The organism is Sporofaciens musculi (assembly GCF_009830285.1).
GTDB lineage: Bacteria > Bacillota > Clostridia > Lachnospirales > Lachnospiraceae > Sporofaciens > Sporofaciens musculi.
In genome coordinates, this window is record NZ_WUQX01000001.1 from 2357591 (window position 1) to 2379871 (window position 22281).

Below are 22281 nucleotides of genomic sequence, written 5' to 3' on the forward strand. Positions count from 1 at the left end.
CGGATGGGATTGATGGAGGCAGTCATCGACATTCCGGCTGAGCATGAGGCAAATGTGTTCGGCCAGTTTGATGTTTTTGCGAAGAAGATAGAACGGACGCTTCACGTTACACTGATCGCAAGGGGCGAGAGCGTGAAGATTATGGGGGAAGCGGCGAACGTAGAGAAGGCGAAAAAGGTTCTTATGCAGCTTGCAGAGTTGTCCAAACGGGGCACCGCAATCAATGAGCAGAATGTGGACTATACCCTTGCCCTTGTGCTGGAGGACAGTAAAGAGAGTATACTTAAGCTGGACGGAGAGATTATCTGTCATACCCTGCAGGGCAAGCCTATTAAGCCCAAGACTCTGGGACAGAAGGCTTACGTAGACGCTTTGCGAAGGAAGATGATTGTATTTGGTTTAGGGCCGGCAGGTACGGGCAAGACCTACCTTGCCATGGCTATGGCGATTACGGCATTTCGCAACAATGAGGTGGGAAGAATTATTTTGACAAGACCCGCCATAGAGGCAGGGGAGAAGTTAGGATTTCTGCCAGGAGATTTGCAAAGCAAGATTGACCCCTATCTTCGGCCATTGTATGATGCTCTGTATCAGATTATGGGGGCGGAGAGCTTCCTTAAGAATTCAGAGCGGGGGCTGATTGAGGTTGCGCCGCTGGCATATATGAGGGGACGGACGTTGGATAATGCCTATATTATATTAGACGAGGCGCAGAATACCACACCTGCTCAGATGAAGATGTTTCTGACCAGAATTGGTTTTGGCTCTAAGGTGGCTGTCACAGGGGATACCTCACAGAAGGATTTACCTGCCGGACAGGTATCAGGTCTTGACGTGGCGATTTCTGTTCTTAAGAATATTGACGATATTGCAATCTGTAGTCTGACCAGCAAGGATGTGGTGCGCCATCCCTTGGTACAAAAGATTGTAAAGGCATACGAGGAGTATGAGAGCCGCAGCCGGAATCGGGGCAGAGACAGCAGAAAGAAACCGGACAGAGTCAAAAAGAGATAAACAAAAGGAGAAAATCATGACACTTTATTTTGAAGAAGAAGGGGACTTAAGCCTCCCTTTAAAGTGCCGCGAGATTGCAAAGAAGGTAATTGAGTCAGCCCTTGACGCTGTGGGCTGCCCTTATGATGCCCAGTTAAGCCTTCTGCTTACTATGAATACACAGATTCAGGAGATGAACGCAAGGTTCCGAGACATAGAAAAGCCTACGGATGTGCTGTCATTTCCCATGATTGAATACCCTGCGTCGGGTGAATTTGATTTCCTTGAGGAGAGGGACGACTGCTTTGACCCAGAAACAGGCGAGCTTTCCCTGGGGGACATCGTCATTTCCAAAGAAAAGGTGATAGCCCAGGCAAAAGAATACGGACATTCCATTCTGCGGGAATATGCGTTCCTGATTGTACATTCTATCCTGCATCTGACCGGATACGACCATATAGAAGAGGACGAACGCCGGATTATGGAAGCAAAGCAGGATGAGATTATGGAAGTCCTGAATATAATACGATAAGAGGGAGCAATTTATGGCTGAACGACGAAGAAAAAGAGATAAGAATTTTCTTGTGCAGGGCTCTATACTGGCATTTGCAGGGGTGATTACGAAGATTATAGGCGCTGTTTACAGAATTCCGCTTACCAATACGGTGGGGACGGAGGGAATGGGTTACTATAACGTGGCCTTTTCCATCTACACCATTGCTTTGATGCTTACCTCCTACAGCCTTCCACTTGCCGTCTCAAAGCTTGTGTCGGCGCGGGTGGCCATCGGTCAGTATCGGAATGCCTACAAGGTGTTCAAATGCGCCCTGATGTTTGCAATCGTTGCAAGCGGCATCGTTTCCCTTGCAATCTTTTTTGGGGCGGAATTCATCGCAAATACGTTGATGTCCATGGATTTGAGCGTCTATGCCCTGCGTATCCTTGCGCCCTGTATTTTCGTGGTGGCGCTGCTTGGCGTCATCCGAGGTTTTTTCCAGGGAAATGGCTCTATGATGCCTACTGCGTTTTCTCAGGTAATCGAGCAGATTGTCAATGCAGTAGCTTCTATTGTGGGAGCATATCTTTTACTCCAGACAGGCAAGGAGATTGCAAAGACGAGAGGGGACGACTCCTACGGTCCGGCTTTTGCGGCGGCCGGAGGTACGGTGGGAACCATCATGGGCGCGTTTGTGGCGCTCTTGTTTGTGTTCGTGGTGTTTATTGCCTATTACCAATTATTCCGCAGGAAGATGAGAAGGGACAGAAGCCGGAAGCGGGAGAGCTACCGCAAGATTTACCGGATTCTGTTAATGACCATTGCGCCGGTGATCTTAAGCGCGACGGTTTATAATATCAGCGACTTTTTGGATACCGCTATTTTTAACAATATTATGGCTGCCCAGGGCGTTTCAAAGACGGAGTATGCCAGTCTTATGGGTATCTTTGGGAGCCAGTTTAATACACTAATCAATGTGCCTCTGTCCGTGGCAACGGCTCTGGCGTCGTCGCTGATTCCAAGCCTTGTTGCAACTGTTCAGACAGGCAGCCGTAAGCAGGTACATAATAAGATTGATACTGCAATCCGTTTTAATATGATGATTGCAATTCCATGTGCCGTGGGACTTACCATCCTGGCAAAACCGCTGATGGATCTTCTGTTTTATACGGAGGATAATACGACGGCTGCACTGATGCTGCAGCTTGGAGCCGTTTCCGTGGTATTTTTCTGTCCCTCCACACTAACGAACTCCGTTCTTCAGGGATTGGACGACATGATGACGCCTGTGAAGAATTCTTCCATTGCGCTGGCGGTCCATGTACTTTCGCTGCTTGTGATGCTGGTGGCGTTTAAATGGAATATTTACGCTGTGGTAATGAGCAGGACGATTTTTGCCGCCACAGTTTATATGCTGAACTCTCACGCTCTGCGGGAGAGAATCGGATATGTGCAGGAGAGGAAGCGGACGTTTATTCTGCCCACCATTGCAGCCGGAATCATGGGGGCTGTGGCTGTAATTGTGCACCTGCTCTTTGAACTATTTGCAGGAACCCGAATTGCCACCGTATTTGCACTGTTGGCAGCAGTTCCAACTTATGGGATCGCTCTGGTACTCCTTGGGGGTGTGACGGAGGATGAGATTGAGAATATGCCAAAGGGCGCCCTGCTTTTATCTATTTGCCGGAAAATGCATCTGTTTCGGGATGTTTATCGCTAATTTGCCAAATGTTACCTAAAGATGTTGACGAAAAAATGATGGAATCTGTATAAAATCATGAAAAATGACCGATACTGAACTAAAAAAGGAGTTGTCCTTATGAGAAATAAGTTAGGTATCGGTTTTTTTGGGGTTATGATTGTGGCGTTGATGCTGGTTACAGGGGCTTACCAGTTAAGCTACCAGAGGGCTAAGGAGAATATGGAGGTCAAGCTTAAAGTTGCAAAGGAGACCCAAACAGAAGGAAGCCCAGGGGAGGAGACGAAAGCAGCCACCCCAGATCCGGCTACAGTTGCTGCGGACGGACAGGCTTTGAAGGAGGATTGCTATTATCTGATGGAGGTAAATGGCTATGTCGTGGTTTACTTAAGCGACAAGAAGACGCCTTATGAATATACGGATATTAAGTATGACGACCTTCCGGCAGAGCTTCGGGATGAGATTCGCAACGGAAAATATATGGAGGATGCAAAATCCCTGTATGGATTTCTGGAAAATTATTCTAGTTAAGAAATATGCAAGTTATTGTAAATCCTTTGTAGACATTCAGGGGAAGATAGTGTAAGATAAGGTGAAGCTTTAAGGAAGATAATCTGGAAAAATACGAAGGAGGCTAAGGCACGTGGCTAACGGAATGGGGAAGATATGTGCCTGCGCTTCAGGGGAAGGAAATGAGCTATGGACAATCAGAAAATTGCCAGGATTAATGAATTATACCACAAGTCCAAGGCTGAGGGGCTGACGGAGGATGAGTGCAAAGAGCAGCAGCTCTTACGGCGGGAGTATGTGGATTCGTTTAAAAGGAATCTGCGTGGGCAGTTAGATCAGATTTCGATTCAGGAAGCAGACGGTTCGATTACAAATCTGGGGGAAAAATTTGGAATCAAAGAAGGAAATTAGACAGAGAATCCGGCGGGAACGAGCGAAGATGGTTAAGGCCCGCTGGATTTTGGATACCCAGAGAATCGCCGCCGCCGTTATAAACCATCCTTGGTTTGTTACCGAGAGTGACCTTTATATTTATGTGGATTATAACAATGAGGTGGGGACGAGGACGATTATGGAGGAAGCATATAGGAGAGGAATGAATGTGTGGGTTCCCCGTGTGACGGGGGATACCATGCTTTTTTGCCGTATACAAGGGAAGGATGATTTAAAGCCTGGCGCATATGGGATTCTTGAGCCCACAGGAAAAGAAATTGGGGATGGAAAGCAGGGGCTTATGATAATGCCAGGGGTGGCTTTTGATGAAAAATGCCACCGTATTGGTTATGGCAAAGGTTTTTATGACAGGTATATTGAGAGCCATAAGAATCTGCGCAGGATGGCAGTTGGGTTTGAATTTCAGGTCTTTGGGGAGGTGCCTTATGAAGAATATGATATCTGTCCGGAGATTCTGATTACTGAGCAAAGAGTTATTGAAGCGGAGGGGATTAAGAGATAGAGGGAGGAGATTTTATGTTGACAGGATTACCGAAGGATCCCGTATTGCTGCTCAGTGTGGTGAATACGAAGCTTAGGGATGTTTATCATACGTTGGATGAGCTGTGTGAGGATATGGATGTGGAAAGAGATGATATTACAGGTAAATTAAAGGGGATTGGGTATGAGTATGACGAGGGGCGAAGGCAGTTTGTTTGAGTGATGAAATATATCACATGAAGCTATAAACTGGGATTGAATCTAAAAAAGAAACGAGTATCCCGCTTAAGCCTTAAAGCTGTATGGTAAAAACCCGTTTCTTTTTATATACCTAAATGGACGCAGTCCACCCGCCCCGCTAGGGGCATGCATTACGGGGTGCCCTTTGGGTATACTTTATAAGAGAAAGGGAAAAGTCAAGCAAAATGTATAATGAATTCGATTTTGATAAAATAGATTTAAGCCAAGAGCCACCACAGGCAGAACCGGCCAGACAATATTACTTCATGGCGAAGTGTCGGAAATGGGTGGAGAACTTTAAACAGGAAAACGGGCGTATTCCTACCTCCTGTGTAACCACCTTCGGCTAGCCCGTTCGTGTGAGTAAACAAGATTCTGAAAAAATACGAGAGGAGGGCGGATAGGGAGGGAATATGGAAAGGAACATAAGTGTTATAAAGGATGTGAATGGGAAACAGATTGTGGTAATAAATGACATATGTTTTAAAGGTAGACAGAATATTGACTGGAATGAGGTTGAACAGTATTTAAAGCAATATGTCGGAGAATTTGTAGAAATTGCTGAAAGTAAAGAAATCATATATATAGGCAATGATCTTCCTGATGAATACACAGGTTCCAATTATACGGCAAAGTTGAAAGGTGCTCTTGCAAAGGCGAAAGCAAATGCTACACAGGGAATTCCTGAGATGATTGAAATTGCGGAAAATAAGAGATTCCGAGAAAATCTAGCGAAAAAGCATGATAAAAATGCCAGATTTGGATGGTATCGATATGATTCCCGATTTGCCCTTCCGATTTTTGATGACGATGGAGAAGTTTTGCGTTATAATGTTTTTCATGTGGAGCTTGTTATAAGACATGCAGTGGATAGGAAATTGTATCTATATGATATTATAAACATAAAAAAAGAAACGAGTACCCCGCTTGAGCCATAAGACTGTACGGTTAAAAACTCATTTCTTAATTTTTATTATATGACAGAAAGGGAGTAAAGTCAATAGAAATGTATCAGGAAATTGATTTGGAAATTGATTTAGATAAAATAGACATTCATGCAGAGCCGCCAATAGAAGAACCGGCCAGGCAATACTACTTTATGGCAAAATGTAGAAAATGGGTAAAAGGCTTTGAACAAAGAAATGGTCACTTACCAAAATCTTGTGTACTCAATTTTGGCTGCCAGATGAATGCCCGCGACTCCGAGAAGCTGCGGGGAATCTTAAGAGAGATTGGCTATATAGAGACAGCCGAGGATGAGGCGGATTTTGTCATTTATAACACCTGTACGGTCCGCGAGAATGCGAATACCCGCGTATATGGAAGGCTTGGGCAGCTAAAGCCCAGAAAGAAAAAGAATCCCCATATGATGATTGGGCTTTGCGGCTGTATGATGCAGGAGCCGGAGGTGGTGGAGAAATTAAAGAAAAGTTACCGGTTTGTGGATATCATTTTCGGGACGCACAATATCTATAAGTTTGCAGAGCTGCTTTCAACCCGACTTGAATCAGAACGTATGGTAGTTGATATCTGGAAGGATACGGACAAGATTGTGGAGAACCTTCCCAACCAGAGAAAATATGGGTTTAAATCTGGAATCAATATTATGTTCGGCTGCAATAATTTCTGCAGCTATTGTATCGTGCCCTATGTGCGCGGCAGGGAGAGAAGCAGAGCGCCCCAGGAGATTATTGGAGAAATCAAGAGGCTTGTTGCAGACGGAGTCAGCGAAGTGATGCTTCTTGGGCAGAATGTGAACTCCTATGGAAAGACGCTTAATACTCCCATGACATTTGCCAAGCTGTTACAGGAGATTGAGAAGGTTGACGGCCTTCAGAGGATTCGGTTTATGACCTCCCATCCCAAGGACCTGTCGGATGAATTGATTGAGGTGATGGGGAATTCAAAGAAAATCTGTAAGCATCTCCATCTACCTGTGCAGTCGGGAAGTACGGATATCCTGACGAAGATGAACCGTCGGTACACAAAAGAGCAGTATCTTAGCCTGGTGGAGAAAATCCGTAAGGCTGTGCCAGACATTTCCCTTACAACGGATATTATTGTGGGATTTCCAGGGGAGACGGAGGCAGATTTTGAAGAAACCCTTGATGTTGTCAGGAAAGTTCAATATGACAGCGCATTTACATTTATCTACTCCAAGCGGACAGGGACCCCTGCTGCTGTGATGGAGAACCAGGTGCCAGAGGAGGTAATTAAGAACCGGTTCGATCGGCTGCTTAAAGAGGTGCAGACTATTGCGGCTAAAGCCTGCGCAGTCCATGAAGGTACGGTTAAGGAGGTATTGGTGGAGGATATTTGCGACCATGACCCCAAGATGGTAACAGGGAGGCTTAGTAATAACCTGCTGGTTCATTTTTACGGGGGGAAGGAATTGATTGGAACCTATGTGGACGTACTGCTTAAGGAGTGCAGAGGGTTTTATTATATTGGGGAAATGGCTGAGGCAGGAAAAGCTTCATAGAACATAAAATAGGGCACGTTTGGAAAAGGGATGCTTCTATATTTTCCAAAGCGTGCCATATTTTATATGAAAGTCTGTTTACTTATATCAACATTCCACCAATTTAAGCAAGATGGATTTTAAAATAAGTATGATAGGGCCTGTTATGGGCTGCATAGGAGGGAATAAACTCCAAATCATCATACCAGAGAGTGGGTAATTTCTTCCATTGGATGTCAAATGCATCCTCAAGAACCGGAGGAAGCTTTAGTGTAATCCAGTCCGTCGAAGCGCTTAGCGCGGTCATAACCAAAGGCCCATACATGAGGCTGGCAGCAGGATACCCCTCATAAGCGTCATTAGTATAACACAGATGCAGGGCATAGGGGGTGGAAACAGTAAGAAAGTCTCCGTCGGCAAATGTCCTGTTGATTCTATAATATCCTCCATCTCCTGACATTGGGGGAAGGGGTTCATTGGAAGCTGCCACCCGAAACGTTTTTTGACACCAGTAAGGGATACGGATGTTCAGATTCAGAAGAATCGTCCCGCCTGGTTCATCTGTATTGATTTTAAGCCGGAAGGACTCGGACGGAAAATCGCCTTCCAGGGAAAGGGTGACGCCTTTTTCCTCCCAATGATAGACAGAAGGTAAAAATAGGTTCAGGTACAGGCTGTCATCCTCCCCATGATGGTAAATGTGTTCTGTGTACCGCACATGGTTCTCCATTCCGGTTCCGTGACAGCAGGTAAAATCTTCATAGTCATTGCTGTATTCCTTCTGGGCTCCTGGCCCGATGGGAAGCATGTAGGTAACGCCGTTAAGAGCCCCTTCCTTTGTGACAGGATTCTGGCTGGCGGCAATATGGTTTAAAAGCCCGCGCTCGTAGTAGTCCATATAAGGGCTGTGCTCTGGGGCATATTGGTATAACATTCCAGTAAGCTTAAGCATATTGTAGGTGGCGCAGGTCTCGCAGTTGCGCCCGCTCTCAATGTGGTTGGCCAGGATGTCCGCCTCTCGGAAATTTTCTCCCCGTCCCACGCCTCCGATGGAGTACATATACCGGTTCACAGTCAGCTCCCAGAAATTCTTTGCCAGATGGTAATAACGTACATCCTCTGTGGAGCGAAAGATTTCCATTGCGCCAATAATCTGGGGGATGTGCTGGTTAGCATGGATTCCCTTTAAAGGGTCCCGTCCATGGATAAGCCCGTCAAATAAAGGCGGATTGTCGAACATCTGTGCCGTTTTGAGGTAAGCAGGGTTGCCAGTGACTTTATACAAGGCTGCAAGGGATTCATTGATTCCGCCGTATTCGCCTGCAATGTAAAGCTTCCACATAGCGGCGCGCTGTTCCTTTGTCGTTGCAGAAAGGCGGCGGCAGACCCAGTCTCCAATACCGCGGGCACAAAAGAGAGCCTCATCGCTTTGAAGGAGAAGGAAACAGTCCAAAAGCCCTGCCAGGATTTTGTGGAGTGTATAGTAAGGGGCCCAGATGGTGGCATAGGGCGTAAATTTCTCCAGAAGATCGAACTGGTCGGGAGAGTATGCGCTTAAATAACCTTCTCCCCAGGTGTCTGGTGTGCGGCTCCAAAGGGACTGTCCCGCATTGTTTGGGGTGCAGTCTGTGTGAAAGTCTTCAGGTTCTCCATGGCAGGTCTTTTGAAGCCTGCGAAGCTCTGTGATGATCTCATCTGCCCTGCGGCGAAAACGGCAGTCGCCTGTGGAGGCAAATGCATGGGCAAGGGCGGACAGATAGTGGCCCGTGGAGTGCCCGCGCAAAAGTCCAGAGGGCTCCTCCCAACCTCCTGGCGGAACGGCTCCCTTGGTATCAAAGCCAAAGGCTTTGCGGAAATTATAGAGCATACGGTCAGGGTCCAGGAATAAAAGGTAGTTCAGGCAGCGCTTCTGATTATCATAGAACACGCCGCTGTCGGTCAGCCGAAGCTGTTTTATAAAAGCAGGCTTTACCTGGGTTTTTGGAACACCATCTGTAGTCGGGGCAGCAGGAATATACTCCCTTACAGGAAGGCTTCGGCAGCAATCGGCAAGGATTGTGACCGGAAATTCCCGTGTAACGGATGCACTTCCATAGGATGAGGTCAGGGTCAGAGTCAGCTTTTCGGGTGCTCTGTCCGGTCTTTTTTGAAGCTGCCCCTGATGATTCAGCCAATCCGGACGGCTGCTTACCCATTGGAAGGAGGAACCCTTCTCTCCGTTAAGGGGAAGCGTAAAGCTCTCTGTGACATGCTTAGGAAATGGAAGAACCACCTGTTTGGCATCTGTGCGGGCAATCACAAAATCCTCAGGTAGAGGTTTGATTTGGCACTGAAAGACTTGTGTGATTTGGCAGTCGTCATAAAAAAAAGTTGCCTCCAAAGCTCCAGTAAGAGCAGGTTCTTTAGCTTTGGGGCGGGTGAATTCTCCGCAGTCTGAGATGACATGGGGTGTCAGACTCCTCCACCTAATCTTTGCGCCCATCTGTCCCTCTGACGGAAGCGTAATGATATTCTCTAGTGGCTCTGCAAACAGAGGTTCAAGGCGCTTGGCTTCAAGCTTAAGGCGCATCATTGGTGTAATCTGGAACAAGGCTTCAATCTCCTCTGCCTTAAGCACCTGGGAGAAGATGCGGATATGGGAAAAAGACGCTGCAAGAGGGATTGGGGCAAAAACTCCGTATCCAAAGTAACATTCCTTACAGTGATTGAGCGCCGAAGCCTCCATCCGCGGATGTTCAAAAGAGCCGCAGAATTTCCCGTCTATATAGAGCGTCAGATGGGAAGGAAGACCAGAGGAAAAGGAAACGGCAGCATGGAACCATTGATTGGCAGGAATCGGAAACCAGGGGGTAAGGCTTCTCTCCTGGCTTCGTCCGCCTCCTGTGGCGCAGGGGGACAAAAGAATTAGTTCCTTTTCGTCTGGCTTTGGCATGGCAGAAAGATAGAAGCATTCGTCCATGCCAAAGGAAAACAGAACCCCGTATTCGGACAAGGGGGAAAGTTTTGCATAAAAACTGAGGGTAAAGCCCTCATTAGTGTTCAGGATTCCATCCGGCAGTTGAAGAAAGCCTCCTTCTTTCCCGCCAGTAAGGGTAAGAACCGGAAGCTCGTGTCCAAATACGGAAGCTGTATCCATATAGGCACCACCTCGGTCACAGCCCCGAATAACGCCTGCATATCCGTTTCCAGTCAGATCTGGAACAATGGTGCTGCTGACCTTAGAGAAATCATAGTGAGCAGTTGTATTTGCTGTTGTAGACATGTAAGAAAACCTCCTGTGAATAGATTGTCATTAAAAAAAATTTGTGTAAAATTCTTTCCTACTATGATAGATTATATAGGAGAGAGAAGGAGAAAACAATGTAAACTTTATGATTGTTTTGAATAAGGAAAGATTATGAAACAAAAATTTCCAGATTATGATAATTGTATCGTTAATTTAGCGAATTCTATTTTGAACGAGTTTACTCTCCCAGAAGTAGGGAGGCAAGGCTTAAAGGGATTTGCTTCATATCTGGCAAAGAATTATGAGAATATTGTGGTGATTCTTCTGGATGGAATGGGGACGGCCATTATGGAGAAGAATTTGGATGAAAATGGATTTTTCCGGACACATTTTAAGAACAGCTACAGTTCTGTGTTTCCGCCTACCACCGTAGCTGCCACTACGTCTATGAGCAGCGGCTCTATGCCCTGCTTCCATGGCTGGCTTGGGTGGGATTGTTATTTTCCAAAGCTTAATAAAAATGTCACTGTTTTCCTGAATACAGAGACAGGGACGAAGACTTTTGCGGCCCCATATCATGCCGCCCATACGTTCTGCGGATATGAGAGCGTGGTGTCAAGAATCTGCGCAAACGGAGGGCAGGCTTATGAGGTTACGCCGTTTGCAGAGCCATTTCCCAAAACGTTTGATGAACTCTGTGAGCAGGTTAAGACGCTGTGCAAAAAATCGGGAAAGAAATATATCTATTGCTACTGGAATGAGCCGGATGCAACAATGCATGACAAGGGCTGTTATAGCAATCAGGCCAGGCAGGTTGTGAGGAGGCTTGAAGGCCAGGTGCAGGAATTGTGCAATGACCTTAAGGATACATTGGTGATTGTGACGGCTGACCATGGGCATATGGATTCTCAATGTGTGGCGATTACGGATTATCCGAAGATTATGGAGTGTCTGGTGCGTATGCCGTCCATTGAGCCGAGGGCTTTGAATCTGTTCGTCAGGGAGGAGAAAAAGGCACAGTTTGAGGAGGAATTCCAAAAAGAATTTGGAGAGAAGTTCCTTCTGTGGACAAAGGAGGAGGTATTAAGCCGTAAGATTTTTGGGACGGGGGATGAGCATCCAGATTTTCGGGAAATGCTTGGCGATTATCTGGCTGTGGCAGTAGATGATTTGACAATTTTCAATACACGAAAGGAGGCGGAGACTGTGATTGGTGTACATGCAGGATTTACGGAGGATGAGATGACGATTCCGTTCATTGTGATTGAGAGATGACAAATACTTTTGAAAGAGAAATAAATACCACCTATAATATGGCCAAAAAATGTTCACACTATGTATGAATAACATAAGTGAGGGCGTATTTACATGAAGAAACTGAGCGAATATTTATTGCTGTGGACACTTGGCGGGTGCCTTTATTATTTTTTTGAAATCTTTTTCCGTGGCTTTTCCCATTGGTCTATGTTTGTACTTGGCGGGATTTGTATGGTATTTTTCACAATACAGGGGCAGATGGTGCATTGGGAGGACCCTCTGTGGAGGCAGATATTACGGTGTATTATTTTTGTGACAGCAATGGAGTTTATTACTGGAATTATTGTCAATAAATGGCTGCATTTGGCTGTGTGGGATTATAGTAACCAGCCGTTCCAATTGTTTGGCCAGATTTGCCTGCCCTTTATGATCATATTTTCCGGATTGTGCGCATTGGGCATTTTTCTTGGAGGATATCTTGCTTATTGGCTGTATGGGGAAGAAAAGCCCCATTATCATGTGCTGTAGGGGGGGATTTGGTATAGTGAAATTTTTGTGATAAGAGTGGAGGTGAATTTATTTATGAAATATATCCGAGGTAATTACTCAGTACAGTTGATATAGCTGTTGGCAGATTGTGCTGAGGATAATTGAATATGCTGACAGATGCAACTGTACTGTTCCAATGAAAATATTATCATTAGAAAAGGAGTACAGTTATGCGTTATATGAAAGAAGTATTGAGAAACAACAAGATATGGATAGTTGTCTATCTGTTCATAGGCTTATTCAATGCTTTTATGGCAAACTACAAGGCGGACTATTTTCAAAAGATTGTAGACGGACTGACAGACAGGACAATAACAGTTTATGGAATTTTGTTTTATGGTGCCGTTCTTTTTGTAGATTATGGAATGAACTATTTGGACGAATATCCGTCTGCAAAACTGGGGAATGAGATTTACTTAGATTTCAAGTTATTAGCATTGCGTACAATAGGCAGAATGGATTATTCTGAATACCAAACCTTAGGGACTGGAAAGCTGGTACAGCAGATTGAAAATGGTGCCAATGCAGGAAAAAACGTTCTCTATGATTTTTGGTTTTGCGTTGCTAGGAATTTACTTCCTACAATTCTTTTCAGCCTGTATTTTATTTGGAAAATAGACAGAACCATTACCTATTTTCTTTTTGCAGGATATATTGTTGTATTTTTGGTAACGAATCTGCTGCTGAATGGATTGTATCAGATAAAGGAAAAGATACTGACAGGCGAGGAAGAATTAAATCATTTTCTTGTGCGTGGTTTTATGGAAATGCCAGTTTTCCGTATGAAGCATCAATTCCCAAATGAAGTAAAAAAAGCATTGGAAGCCAAGCGTGTTATTGTATCATCAAAAGTAAAAATGACTATGATACATGAAGCGTTTTTTACAATATTTGCATTATTAGTTGCCTGTTTAGATATTGGGATTTTAACCTATGTGTGGAAAAATAATCATTTATCTATTGGCTCTGTGGTCGCTTTAATCACATTGATTGATAATGCGTATACTCCTATCGCAATTTTTAACGTTATTTATGTTCAATATAAACTGAACAAAACGGCTTGGTTGCGATTTACGGGGCTTTTAGATCTGAAAGAAGATACGCAGCTTGAACAAGGCATGGATTTTGCAGAACCCTTAAATGAAATTCGTATTGAGGACGTATCATTTTCCTACGGAAGCAAAGAAGTGCTTAAATGTGTCAATCTGACAATTAAAGGGGGCGAAAAAATAGCATTTGTCGGTGAATCGGGTTCGGGAAAATCAACATTGATAAAAATCTTACTCGGATTACTCAAGTATAATGATGGAAATATTCTTTTTGATGACAAACCTCTCAAAGATATTTCGCTGGAATCACTGTATGAAAAAGTATCCTATTTATCACAAGACACTCCTGTTTTTGATGGGACAATTAAAGAAAATCTGGTGTTTGATAATGAAGCTTCAGAAGCCGATATTCATGTAAGCCTTGAAAAAACACAACTATTATCAATGCTTGCAACATTGGATAAAGGAGTAGAAACAAGAATTGGTGAGAAAGGAACTTGTTTATCGGGAGGGGAAAAGCAGCGCTTGGCATTAGCCCGACTTTGGTTTGATAATCCCGATATAGTCGTTTTAGATGAAGCAACATCAGCGCTGGATAATGTGACCGAAGGTATCGTTATGAAAAATGTTTTAGAGCAGATAAATCATGCTACAGTGATTGCTGTTGCCCACCGTCTGTCTTCCATTAGGGAATTTGACCGTATCGTTATATTTAGAAATGGAAAAATTGTCGGTAGCGGAACTTTTGAGGAATTGTTGGAAAGTAACAGCTATTTTTTTGAGTTATACAGGAAGGAAAAAGAAAATTCTAATTCAATGGTAATGTAGATTGCCAGCTCAAAAATATACAGCAGAGTAACCAAATAAAAATTTGGACTCTGCTGTTTTATAAGAAATTACCAAAGTTTTAGCTAATGGTTCACCTAAATCACAGTCTTGAAATATATCCTGAACGGTTAGGGACAGGGATATTTAAGGCAGCCATGGCCTGTTCAGCCGAAAAATTTAAGTTGTGCATCAGGCTTTTAATATTTTCAAGTATGGTATCCTGCGTTGCAATCTGAGCCGCTTCCTGCCTTTCCTTATCAATCTCATCTTTCATCAGTTCTTTTAACGCTTCACACATATTGGAATCCCTCCTTACTTCTTGCAAGTTCACAAAAAGCAGTTGTAAATGTAATGGATTAGCAAAATCACAGTCTTGAAATATATCCTGAACGGTTAGGGACAGGGATATTTAAGGCAGCCATAGCCTGTTCAGCCGACCAATTCAAGTTGTGCATCAGGCTTTTAATATTTTCAAGTATGGTATCCTGCGTTGCAATCTGAGCCGCAGCCTGAGCCGCTTCCTGCCGTTCTTTTTCAATCTCGTCTTTCATCAGTTCTTTTAACGCTTCACACATATTTGAATCCCTCCTTACTTCTTCATACAATGCACGGTTTGCAGATGCGCTTACCTGTAAAATGGCGTCAATATTATTCCTGTCTCCTGGTGCAGTAAGCCTCATAGATTCTGCAATAAATGCCTGGACATCCTCTTTTTGGGCGTGTTTGGAAAGAATTCGCAGACTGCGGTGGGCTTCATTCTTAAGCTGACCAGTCACAACGACCTGGGTGTCAAAAAGCATCTGCCCTTTTATATAATAGATTCCCTGAGAGTGCAGTTCAATATTAACCCCAGATTTTTTCAAAGCCTTAAATAATTCTCTTGGATAGGTTTCCCGAAAGACGGAAACCGTCAGTTCTTCGGCAGGAATCTCATTAACGCTTTCACCGAGTCCCTTATAGAGACAGGCATAACCAATGGTCTTATAAAAATCGTCGATGGACAGTCCGTCGTCTGGGCTTTTGTACTCAATGACATTATATCTTTTGAAAATATGTCCGATTTCATCATTGAATCCGGACTTTATCTGGCTTTTTAATAATCAGCAAATCCATGCGCAGAGGCTCTTTGCTTAATTGAAATTCACGCAGGAATTCCAAATCCTCCTTATTGGATATTAACTCAATCTCAGTGGCGCCCAAAAAGCCCAAATGCCATTGAATCGCCATGGTTTCTAAATGCTCTGCCAAGGGCTGTCACCTCCAATCTGCAAGTTCACAAAAAGCAGTTGTAAATGTAATGGATTAGCAAAATCACAGTCTTGAAATATATCCTGAACGGTTGGGGACAGGGATATTTAAGGCAGCCATAGCCTGTTCAGCCGAAAAATTTAAGTTGTGCATCAGGCTTTTAATATTTTCAAGTATAGTATCCTGAGCCGCTTCCTGCCGTTCTTTTTCAATCTCATCTTTCATCAGTTCTTTTAACGCTTCACACATATTTGAATCCCTCCTTACTTCTTCATACAATGCACGGTTTGCAGATGCGCTTACCTGTAAAATGGCGAATATTATTCCTGTCTCCTGGTGCAGTAAGCCTCATAGATTCTGCAATAAATGCCTGGACATCCTCTTTTTGGGCGTGTTTGGAAAGAATTCGCAGACTGCGGTGGGCTTCATTTTTAAGCTGACCAGTCACAACGACCTGGGTGTCAAAAAGCATCTGCCCTTTTATATAATAGATTCCCTGAGAGTGCAGTTCAATATTAGCCCCAGATTTTTCAAAGCCTTAAATAATTCTCTTGGATAGGTTTCCCGAAAGACGGAAACCGTCAGTTCTTCGGCAGGAATCTCATTAACGCTTTCACCGAGTCCCTTATAGAGACAGGCATAACCAATGGTCTTATAAAAATCGTCGATGGACAGTCCGTCATCTGGGCTTTTGTACTCAATGACATTATATCTTTTGAAAATATGTCCGATTTCATTGTGAATCCGGACTTTATCCGGCTTTTTAATAATCAGCAAATCCATGCGCAGAGGCTCTTTGCTTAATTGAAATTCACGCAGGAATTCCAAATCCTCCTTATTGGATATTAACTCAATCTCAGCGGCGCCCAAAAAGCCCAAATGCCATTGAATCGCCATGGTTTCTAAATGCTCTGCCAAGGGCTGTCACCTCCAATCTGCAAGTTCACAAAAAGCAGTTGTTCTTGATTTTATTTTACCATCCCCCTGTAAAATAGGCAACCCACAGCAAAGAATCCCAAAGAAGAAGTTGCCATTTTAAGTCTTCCTAAGTATACTTAAATATATAACACAAAAGCGGAGGAAACAACATGTCATTTACCATTTATGTAAGAATGAAGAAGCCAGGCAGACGGATGCTGAAAGAGCTGCCCCCCACGCCCTTCGTTTTGAATGAAAAGCCGGAAACCCTAAGAGAACTGCTGGTTGGGCTGACAGAGCTTGGCGTAAAGGACTATAACGCAAGAAAAGACGAAGGAGGGCTGCTGCCTTTTCTGACAAAAGAGGCGATTGCAAATCAGGCAGTACAAGGAAAGGTATCTTTTGGCGTTCACGGCGGGGCAAAAGCCAATGCCACTCAGGCGGTGGAGAATACAATTCAAAGCTTTGAGGACGGAATCTACCGTGTTTTTGCCGGAAATGAGGAGATGACAGGGCTTGATGACAAGGTACCCTGGAAGGAGGGCCTGGTATTTACACTGATACGCCTTACCATGTTATCTGGTTAGGCCAAGAATAAGAAAATGCAGAGCAAAACGGTTGAAAAACCCAGAAAGGAAAGGTCATGGCGGAATTTACATATGAGACAAAAGAAAAATTAAAAGAAGCATGGGAAAAGCATTTTGAGAAGAAGGGAAAGCGCCTTTCCAATGAGGAGAAGGAGATGCTTCCGGCTTTCTACTGTTATTTCGCGCCCCAGGAGGTCTGCCGTTCTATGGAGAAGCTTCTGGAAAAAGGAGCTTACCACACATTAAGCGGGCTCTATAAGGGGGAGTTTTCTGAAGTGGTAAAGGCCTGCGTTCCAAAAAGCAGCCGAGAGGAATTCTACGAAGCCCTAGACGCAATGAACCAGTACCAGATGACGGCAGGGTGGTACAGAAGAAGTCTGCGCTCCAAAAGCTATGTGCCTTTTGTAGAGCAGAGCATCAAAGTGCTACGTACCTACGGGCTGTTAGATTTTTATGGAATCAGCCTGGCAGATTTTCTAATGGGAAATGTCCACCCAATGATTTACGACCAAGTAAGAAACACGTTTTTTTCTTATGCAGAAATACTGGCAGCACAGATTGACAGGGGAAATGAGGAGACAATCAAGGCTGTCAGGGAGATTCTCCTTGGGGAAGGGAACACGGCCATGATTAGCCACAACCTTATCTGCGGAATCGTGATGAGCAAAAACCAGGAGTTGTACGACCTTCTTGGCAAGTTCCTTGTGGCGGCCAGACTCCAGGAGGGGGCGCGTCAGGCAGTCTGCGAGACCATGGACGCGGGACGTCCTGAGGCATTTCTTCATCTGTTTCATGTCATTGAGGAGCATAACCTCATCCGTTATTCATCGGTAAAACGGGCGGCCGCCACCTGGATTGGGATTTTCAATGAGAAAAGCGCAGAAAGGATGAGTGAGAAGCTTCTTGGCTTGATGGGGAAATGTCTTGGGGATGCTGCCTTCTGTGATGAACAGCTATCCACAGAGGATTCAGTAGCCATTAGCTGCGCCCTCTGGGCAAAGGGGTTCTATGACGCCGAAAAGGCTGTGGACTCTGTGCGTCGTCTCATAATCCATGGCACGAAGCACCAGAAGATGACTGCCTCTTACTTTATTATGTCCATTCAGGATACAAAATTGAAGATGAGGGCCGCGAAAGAGGTGATTTTTAGTTATCCTGAGGATTTGGAGTTGGCGGCTTGCTTTATGCCCAGCTTTATGGAGACTGTAAATTCCTATTTTTACAGTCTTGTAAAGGATGAGGACAGCAACTCTTATTCTTACCGAAGGGGCAAGGTCATTGAGCCTAAGAAGCTTAATCCCAAGGAATTCTTTGAAGGCAAGGAGGAGGCCAGGCTTTGCTATGGGATTTTGAAGGAGATGTTAAAAAAGATACCTAAAAAGGGATTGGTTCTTTCCCCATGTATCTTTCCCTGGCACCAGGTATCCTTAGGTCCGTCTGGGATTGCCGCCAGGCTTTGTTTGATTGCATGGATGCTCCAGGAGGATGAGGTGTTGGATGAAGCGGCAGGTTTTATTCCCTTGATTGGACAGGGCGAGGGATATTGTTATTACAGCATGTCCAGGTCGGCGGCCGCCAGGCTTCTGCTTTATCGTCCCAAGTCTGCGGCAAGAAAAAAGGTCTTGTTTGAGCTTTTACATAACGCAGAGGAATATACCAACGAGGAGGCCTATCATCTGGCGGATGATATGGAGTTGGCGTCGGAGGATTATATTTCCATTGAAAAAAATCTCAAGTATAAGAAGGGTCGGCAGGGGACTCTGGCTCTTTTGCGGAAGCAGGATGGAAAAAGTCTGGCCGCCTGTATCGTAAGGAACCTTGGGTTAAAATCCGAGGAATGCCGTATGGGCGCCCTGGACCTTGCGCTATATTTGAAAAATAAGGACAGAAAATGTCTGGAGGAAATCCTTCCCCATCTGCGGGATTTTCCCAATCCTACCGGAAAAGAGCAGGTGCTTTTAGGGGAAATTTTAGAGGGCGCAAGCAAGGCGCAGGATATCCTGAACACGCCGGGGTATGGCTTGTATGACCCTGAGAAGGATTGGGTTCTGCCGCCTTTAGAGATTCCTTCCAACCAGGCAGACCAGTTGTTTACCTATGGAGAAAAAGCATGTATCCGCGTGTGCCAGAAGCTGTCTCAGTTGATTGAAGATCATGCCACGCTGTCCTATAAGACTGCCTGGGACCAGGATGAGCTTCTTGGAAATGAGCTGAAAAAGTCAAGGTATATTCACGACGACCCCAATGCAAAGCCTCTGGAGGAATACCCCTTTCGTGAGATGTGGGAGGAATTCTACCAAAAGGAGATTGGTAATCCCAAGCTTCTCTTGGAGGTAGAGCTATACCGTCAGTGCTGTATACAGAGTAGTTTTTATAAGTACAACTATGAGCTGTATCAGCAGGTATTCGGAGGGAAGCAGATTTTTAAAAATTTTGTGAGTGAGCTTCCCTATATGAGCCAGACATGGACGGTGATTTCTGTGTTGGCTAACCAGTATATTCCGGATTCCTTAAAGGCTGATTTTGCGCTTAAAGGAATGACAAAATTCCTCTCTATACTGAATACCTCTAACGATATTTTTCCGGTGAAGCACAGGCACTGGAATGGAGAAAACATTGTTTATACCAAGCGGGCGGTGGAGCTTCCTATCTTTGCCAATATGCTTCATTGTCTTTCTTTGACAGAGGAGAAGGATTGGGGAAGCGCATTCACCTTGAGATTCCGGCTTCAGAAACACTATTTAGAGCAAGGGGACAGAGAGAAGAACCAGCAGTATTCCTACCAAAGTACTGTGAAATGTTATCTTGGGATTTCCGATTATGTAAAATGCTATGTGAAGAAGGTATGGGATAAGGAGTTATTTTATAAGGCGATTTTCATGTTTTCAGATTTGGGAAGCCTGTTAGAGCCAATTAGTACCGTAGAACAAAAGGGGGCGGTTTCCTTACGAACGGCGCGGGTGTATGCATTGAATTCATTCTTTGGGTACAATGTTATCAAGCCTGTTGACGGGAAATATCGTTTTGATGTCTTGGGGGATATGGCAGAGATGGCCTTTGCCCATGAGCTATATGGGGAACTCATACCCCTGATCTTAAGTGTGGAGTTAAAGAGGGGAGAGCAGCCCACAGCCTTTTCTGAGCATATCCATAAGATACGGGTCATCTATGGCATTGACTATATGATTCAGATTTTGACGGCGTTGGGGAAGGAAACGTTAAAGCGGGGATTCAGTTACTATTTTTCAAGCAGCGATAGGGGGTCTGTGCTAAGTCATCTGCTTAAGGTCTGTATGCCTAAGCCAGAGGAAACTGCCAAAGATTTGAAGAAGGCTCTTAAGGGGACGGATATTACCAAAAAGCGGCTAGTCGAGCTTGCCATGTATGCGCAGCAATGGATTCCGATGATTGAAGATTATCTGGGAATTTCAGGCTTTGCAAGCACATGTTATTATTTTATGGCACATACCAGCGAAGGGTTTGACGACCAGGTTACCAGTGTGATTGCGAAATACACACCACTTTCCCCAGAAGAACTTAGGGATGGGGCGTTCGATATTCATTGGTTTTTTGAAGCCTATGAAAATGTGGGGGAGAAGGATTTTAAACTCATCTATGACGCGGCAAAATATTCCTCAAGCGGCGCGGCTCACACAAGGGCGCGCAAATATGCAAACGCCGCCCTCGGAAATGTTGAGAAGGAGGATTTGAAAGCAGAGATAGACGCGAAACGAAATAAAGATTTGTTGATGAGTATAGGGCTTCTTCCCCTTGGAAACCTGAAAGCAGATCGGGAAAACGAGCTTTTAGACCGCTACCAGTTTATTCAGAAGTTTAAGAAGGAGAGCAGGCAGTTTGGGGCGCAGCGTCGGGCAAGCGAGGGGCGCGCCGCAGAGCTTGCGCTTCGCAACTTAAGCGTAAACGCCGGCTTTACGGATGTGACCCGCCTTGTACTGCGGATGGAGGGGAAGCTTACGGAACAGTCTTCGGCCTATTTTGAATGGCAGCCTGTGGAGGATGGCATTGAGTTGATGGTGTCTGTGGATGAGAACGGAAGGAGCTCGCTGAAATGTAGGAAGAATGATAAGCTCTTAAAGTCTGTTCCGTCGAAGTATAAGAAGAACGAGACGGTTCTTAGATACCAGGAGGTCACTAAAAAGTTAAAGGAACAGTATAGCCGTACAAAACAAATGATGGAGCAGGCCATGGAGGATCGGACAGAATTCCAGGTATGGGAATTGCGGGAGTTGAAGTCCAATCCTGTGGCCCGTCCCATTGTGGAATTTCTGGTTGTGCGAACCGTTTTAGAAAATGTCTTGGCAGAAGGAAAAGGGCCTGGCTCAAAGAAAGAGGGGGCAGACCGGTTTAAAATAGGATTTTTGACAGAAGAGGGGATTGTGGACGACACAGGAAATGTAAGTCCCATTAAGCCGGACGATAAGGTGTGGATTGCCCATCCCTTTGATTTGTACATAAGCGGCCATTGGCATGAATACCAGAAGCTATTGTTTGATAAGCAGATTAAGCAGCCATTTAAGCAGGTGTTCCGTGAGCTGTACTTAAAACTTGACGAGGAAATGGAAAAATGTGAATCCAGAATCTTCTCCGGCAACCAGATAGAGCCTCAGAAGACGGTAGGCGCCCTCAAGGGCCGCAGGTGGGTTGCGGATTATGAGGATGGCCTTCAGAAGATTTACTATAAGGAAAATATCATTGCCTGTATCTATGCCATGACGGATTGGTTTACCCCCAGCGATGTGGAGGCCCCTACTCTTGAGTGGGTGGTATTCTCCCACAGGAAAACGGGAAAGCAGCTAAAGCTTAAAGAGATTCCGGATGTCATTTACAGTGAAGTCATGCGGGATGTGGACCTGGCCGTAAGCGTGGCCCATGCAGGCAGCGTGGACCCTGAGACCAGCCATTCCACCATTGAGATGCGAAGGGACATTGCCAGATGTAATCTTGAGCTGTTCGGGCTTAAGAATGTCCGTCTTAAGGGGAATCATGCTATGATCGACGGAAAGCTTGGGCAGTATTCCATTCACCTGGGAAGCGGCGTGGTGCATCAGGTTGGGAATTCTATGCTGTTTGTGGTGCCTGTACATTCACAGCACAGAGGGCGGATTTTCCTTCCGTTTATTGACGATGACCCAAAAACTGCGGAGATTATGTCCAAGCTTCTTCTTTTTGCAGAGGATACAAAGATCAAAGACCCTAATATTCTGTCACAGATAAAGTAGGGGAATGAAATAAAAATTTATCTTTTTTATTATAGGGAATAATGCTA

The 22281-nt window shown here is 44.8% G+C and carries 21 protein-coding genes; 15 read left to right on the plus strand and 6 right to left on the minus strand.

The window, feature by feature from the left end:
• Window positions 1-3: 3 nt before the first annotated feature.
• From GN277_RS11720 to miaB, 10 genes are all read left to right on the plus strand, one after another.
• Entirely contained in the window at window positions 4-1014 is a 1011-nt protein-coding gene (locus GN277_RS11720) for a PhoH family protein (protein ID WP_159751206.1), read from the plus strand.
• Window positions 1015-1030: 16 nt separating this feature from the next.
• The gene (ybeY, locus tag GN277_RS11725; protein WP_159751207.1) at window positions 1031-1525 is read left to right on the plus strand and encodes an rRNA maturation RNase YbeY; all 495 of its coding nucleotides are present in this window, start codon (window positions 1031-1033) and stop codon (window positions 1523-1525) included.
• A 13-nt stretch (window positions 1526-1538) separates the two neighbouring features.
• The gene (locus GN277_RS11730) at window positions 1539-3209 is read left to right on the plus strand and encodes a putative polysaccharide biosynthesis protein (protein WP_159751208.1); all 1671 of its coding nucleotides are present in this window, start codon (window positions 1539-1541) and stop codon (window positions 3207-3209) included.
• 99 nt (window positions 3210-3308) lie between these two features.
• Complete coding sequence (locus tag GN277_RS11735) at window positions 3309-3719, plus strand: hypothetical protein (protein WP_159751209.1); 411 nt, start codon at window positions 3309-3311, stop codon at window positions 3717-3719.
• 168 nt (window positions 3720-3887) lie between these two features.
• Complete coding sequence (locus tag GN277_RS11740) at window positions 3888-4109, plus strand: DUF896 domain-containing protein (protein ID WP_159751210.1); 222 nt, start codon at window positions 3888-3890, stop codon at window positions 4107-4109.
• Window positions 4087-4653, plus strand: coding sequence for a 5-formyltetrahydrofolate cyclo-ligase (locus GN277_RS11745; protein WP_159751211.1), 567 nt, complete (start codon window positions 4087-4089; stop codon window positions 4651-4653). Before GN277_RS11740 ends, GN277_RS11745 begins: the two co-directional genes overlap by 23 nt.
• A gap of 14 nt (window positions 4654-4667) precedes the next feature.
• Window positions 4668-4850: a DUF4250 domain-containing protein gene (locus GN277_RS11750; RefSeq protein ID WP_159751212.1), complete on the plus strand. Its 183-nt coding sequence runs from the start codon at window positions 4668-4670 to the stop codon at window positions 4848-4850.
• Between the two features lie 206 nt (window positions 4851-5056).
• Window positions 5057-5221 carry a hypothetical protein gene (locus tag GN277_RS29425; protein WP_204162739.1) on the plus strand — a complete coding sequence of 55 codons (165 nt, stop codon included), beginning with the start codon at window positions 5057-5059 and terminating at the stop codon, window positions 5219-5221.
• 63 nt (window positions 5222-5284) lie between these two features.
• The gene (locus GN277_RS11755) at window positions 5285-5809 is read left to right on the plus strand and encodes a hypothetical protein (RefSeq protein WP_159751213.1); all 525 of its coding nucleotides are present in this window, start codon (window positions 5285-5287) and stop codon (window positions 5807-5809) included.
• Between the two features lie 68 nt (window positions 5810-5877).
• Window positions 5878-7353 carry a tRNA (N6-isopentenyl adenosine(37)-C2)-methylthiotransferase MiaB gene (gene miaB / locus GN277_RS11760; protein WP_159751214.1) on the plus strand — a complete coding sequence of 492 codons (1476 nt, stop codon included), beginning with the start codon at window positions 5878-5880 and terminating at the stop codon, window positions 7351-7353.
• 103 nt (window positions 7354-7456) lie between these two features.
• Here miaB and GN277_RS11765 read toward each other — a convergent pair whose 3' ends face one another.
• Entirely contained in the window at window positions 7457-10594 is a 3138-nt protein-coding gene (locus tag GN277_RS11765) for a beta-L-arabinofuranosidase domain-containing protein (protein ID WP_159751215.1), read from the minus strand.
• 135 nt (window positions 10595-10729) lie between these two features.
• On the opposite strand from GN277_RS11765, the gene GN277_RS11770 reads away from it, so the two are divergent.
• The 3 genes from GN277_RS11770 to GN277_RS11780 all read left to right on the plus strand — a co-directional run bounded on the left by GN277_RS11770 (window position 10730) and on the right by GN277_RS11780 (window position 14241).
• The gene (locus GN277_RS11770) at window positions 10730-11833 is read left to right on the plus strand and encodes an alkaline phosphatase family protein (RefSeq protein ID WP_159751216.1); all 1104 of its coding nucleotides are present in this window, start codon (window positions 10730-10732) and stop codon (window positions 11831-11833) included.
• A 93-nt stretch (window positions 11834-11926) separates the two neighbouring features.
• Window positions 11927-12343 (plus strand): putative ABC transporter permease, encoded by a 417-nt coding sequence (locus GN277_RS11775; protein ID WP_159751217.1) that lies wholly within the window; start codon window positions 11927-11929, stop codon window positions 12341-12343.
• 191 nt (window positions 12344-12534) lie between these two features.
• On the plus strand, window positions 12535-14241 hold the full coding sequence (locus GN277_RS11780; protein WP_159751218.1) for an ABC transporter ATP-binding protein: 1707 nt from the start codon (window positions 12535-12537) through the stop codon (window positions 14239-14241).
• A 100-nt stretch (window positions 14242-14341) separates the two neighbouring features.
• Here GN277_RS11780 and GN277_RS11785 read toward each other — a convergent pair whose 3' ends face one another.
• The 5 genes from GN277_RS11785 to GN277_RS30170 form a co-directional block, all read right to left on the minus strand.
• Window positions 14342-14539, minus strand: a complete 198-nt coding sequence (locus tag GN277_RS11785; RefSeq protein ID WP_159751219.1) for a hypothetical protein — start codon at window positions 14537-14539, stop codon at window positions 14342-14344.
• Between the two features lie 67 nt (window positions 14540-14606).
• Complete coding sequence (locus tag GN277_RS30155) at window positions 14607-15104, minus strand: hypothetical protein (RefSeq protein ID WP_244324685.1); 498 nt, start codon at window positions 15102-15104, stop codon at window positions 14607-14609.
• 202 nt (window positions 15105-15306) lie between these two features.
• Window positions 15307-15489, minus strand: a complete 183-nt coding sequence (locus GN277_RS30160; RefSeq protein WP_159751220.1) for a hypothetical protein — start codon at window positions 15487-15489, stop codon at window positions 15307-15309.
• Between the two features lie 63 nt (window positions 15490-15552).
• The gene (locus GN277_RS30165) at window positions 15553-15738 is read right to left on the minus strand and encodes a hypothetical protein (protein WP_244324686.1); all 186 of its coding nucleotides are present in this window, start codon (window positions 15736-15738) and stop codon (window positions 15553-15555) included.
• A 231-nt stretch (window positions 15739-15969) separates the two neighbouring features.
• On the minus strand, window positions 15970-16407 hold the full coding sequence (locus GN277_RS30170) for a hypothetical protein (RefSeq protein WP_244324687.1): 438 nt from the start codon (window positions 16405-16407) through the stop codon (window positions 15970-15972).
• Window positions 16408-16577: 170 nt separating this feature from the next.
• On the opposite strand from GN277_RS30170, the gene GN277_RS11805 reads away from it, so the two are divergent.
• Together GN277_RS11805 and GN277_RS11810 are read left to right on the plus strand one after the other, a co-directional pair.
• Window positions 16578-16994 (plus strand): hypothetical protein, encoded by a 417-nt coding sequence (locus tag GN277_RS11805; RefSeq protein ID WP_159751221.1) that lies wholly within the window; start codon window positions 16578-16580, stop codon window positions 16992-16994.
• Between the two features lie 56 nt (window positions 16995-17050).
• Complete coding sequence (locus GN277_RS11810) at window positions 17051-22234, plus strand: DUF4132 domain-containing protein (RefSeq protein ID WP_159751222.1); 5184 nt, start codon at window positions 17051-17053, stop codon at window positions 22232-22234.
• The last annotated feature ends 47 nt before the right edge of the window (window positions 22235-22281 follow it).

Coding starts and splice junctions, on each gene's coding strand:
- GN277_RS11730 (WP_159751208.1), top strand. CDS start 1,539: ATGGCTGAACGACGAAGAAAAAGAGATAAGAATTTTCTTGTGCAGGGC.
- GN277_RS11755 (WP_159751213.1), top strand. CDS start 5,285: ATGGAAAGGAACATAAGTGTTATAAAGGATGTGAATGGGAAACAGATT.
- GN277_RS11780 (WP_159751218.1), top strand. CDS start 12,535: ATGCGTTATATGAAAGAAGTATTGAGAAACAACAAGATATGGATAGTT.
- GN277_RS11810 (WP_159751222.1), top strand. CDS start 17,051: ATGGCGGAATTTACATATGAGACAAAAGAAAAATTAAAAGAAGCATGG.
- GN277_RS29425 (WP_204162739.1), top strand. CDS start 5,057: ATGTATAATGAATTCGATTTTGATAAAATAGATTTAAGCCAAGAGCCA.
- GN277_RS11750 (WP_159751212.1), top strand. CDS start 4,668: ATGTTGACAGGATTACCGAAGGATCCCGTATTGCTGCTCAGTGTGGTG.
- GN277_RS11740 (WP_159751210.1), top strand. CDS start 3,888: ATGGACAATCAGAAAATTGCCAGGATTAATGAATTATACCACAAGTCC.
- GN277_RS30165 (WP_244324686.1), bottom strand. CDS start 15,738: ATGTGTGAAGCGTTAAAAGAACTGATGAAAGATGAGATTGAAAAAGAA.
- GN277_RS11735 (WP_159751209.1), top strand. CDS start 3,309: ATGAGAAATAAGTTAGGTATCGGTTTTTTTGGGGTTATGATTGTGGCG.
- GN277_RS11775 (WP_159751217.1), top strand. CDS start 11,927: ATGAAGAAACTGAGCGAATATTTATTGCTGTGGACACTTGGCGGGTGC.
- GN277_RS11785 (WP_159751219.1), bottom strand. CDS start 14,539: ATGTGTGAAGCGTTAAAAGAACTGATGAAAGATGAGATTGATAAGGAA.
- miaB (WP_159751214.1), top strand. CDS start 5,878: ATGTATCAGGAAATTGATTTGGAAATTGATTTAGATAAAATAGACATT.
- GN277_RS11805 (WP_159751221.1), top strand. CDS start 16,578: ATGTCATTTACCATTTATGTAAGAATGAAGAAGCCAGGCAGACGGATG.
- GN277_RS11720 (WP_159751206.1), top strand. CDS start 4: ATGGGATTGATGGAGGCAGTCATCGACATTCCGGCTGAGCATGAGGCA.
- GN277_RS11770 (WP_159751216.1), top strand. CDS start 10,730: ATGAAACAAAAATTTCCAGATTATGATAATTGTATCGTTAATTTAGCG.
- GN277_RS11765 (WP_159751215.1), bottom strand. CDS start 10,594: ATGTCTACAACAGCAAATACAACTGCTCACTATGATTTCTCTAAGGTC.
- ybeY (WP_159751207.1), top strand. CDS start 1,031: ATGACACTTTATTTTGAAGAAGAAGGGGACTTAAGCCTCCCTTTAAAG.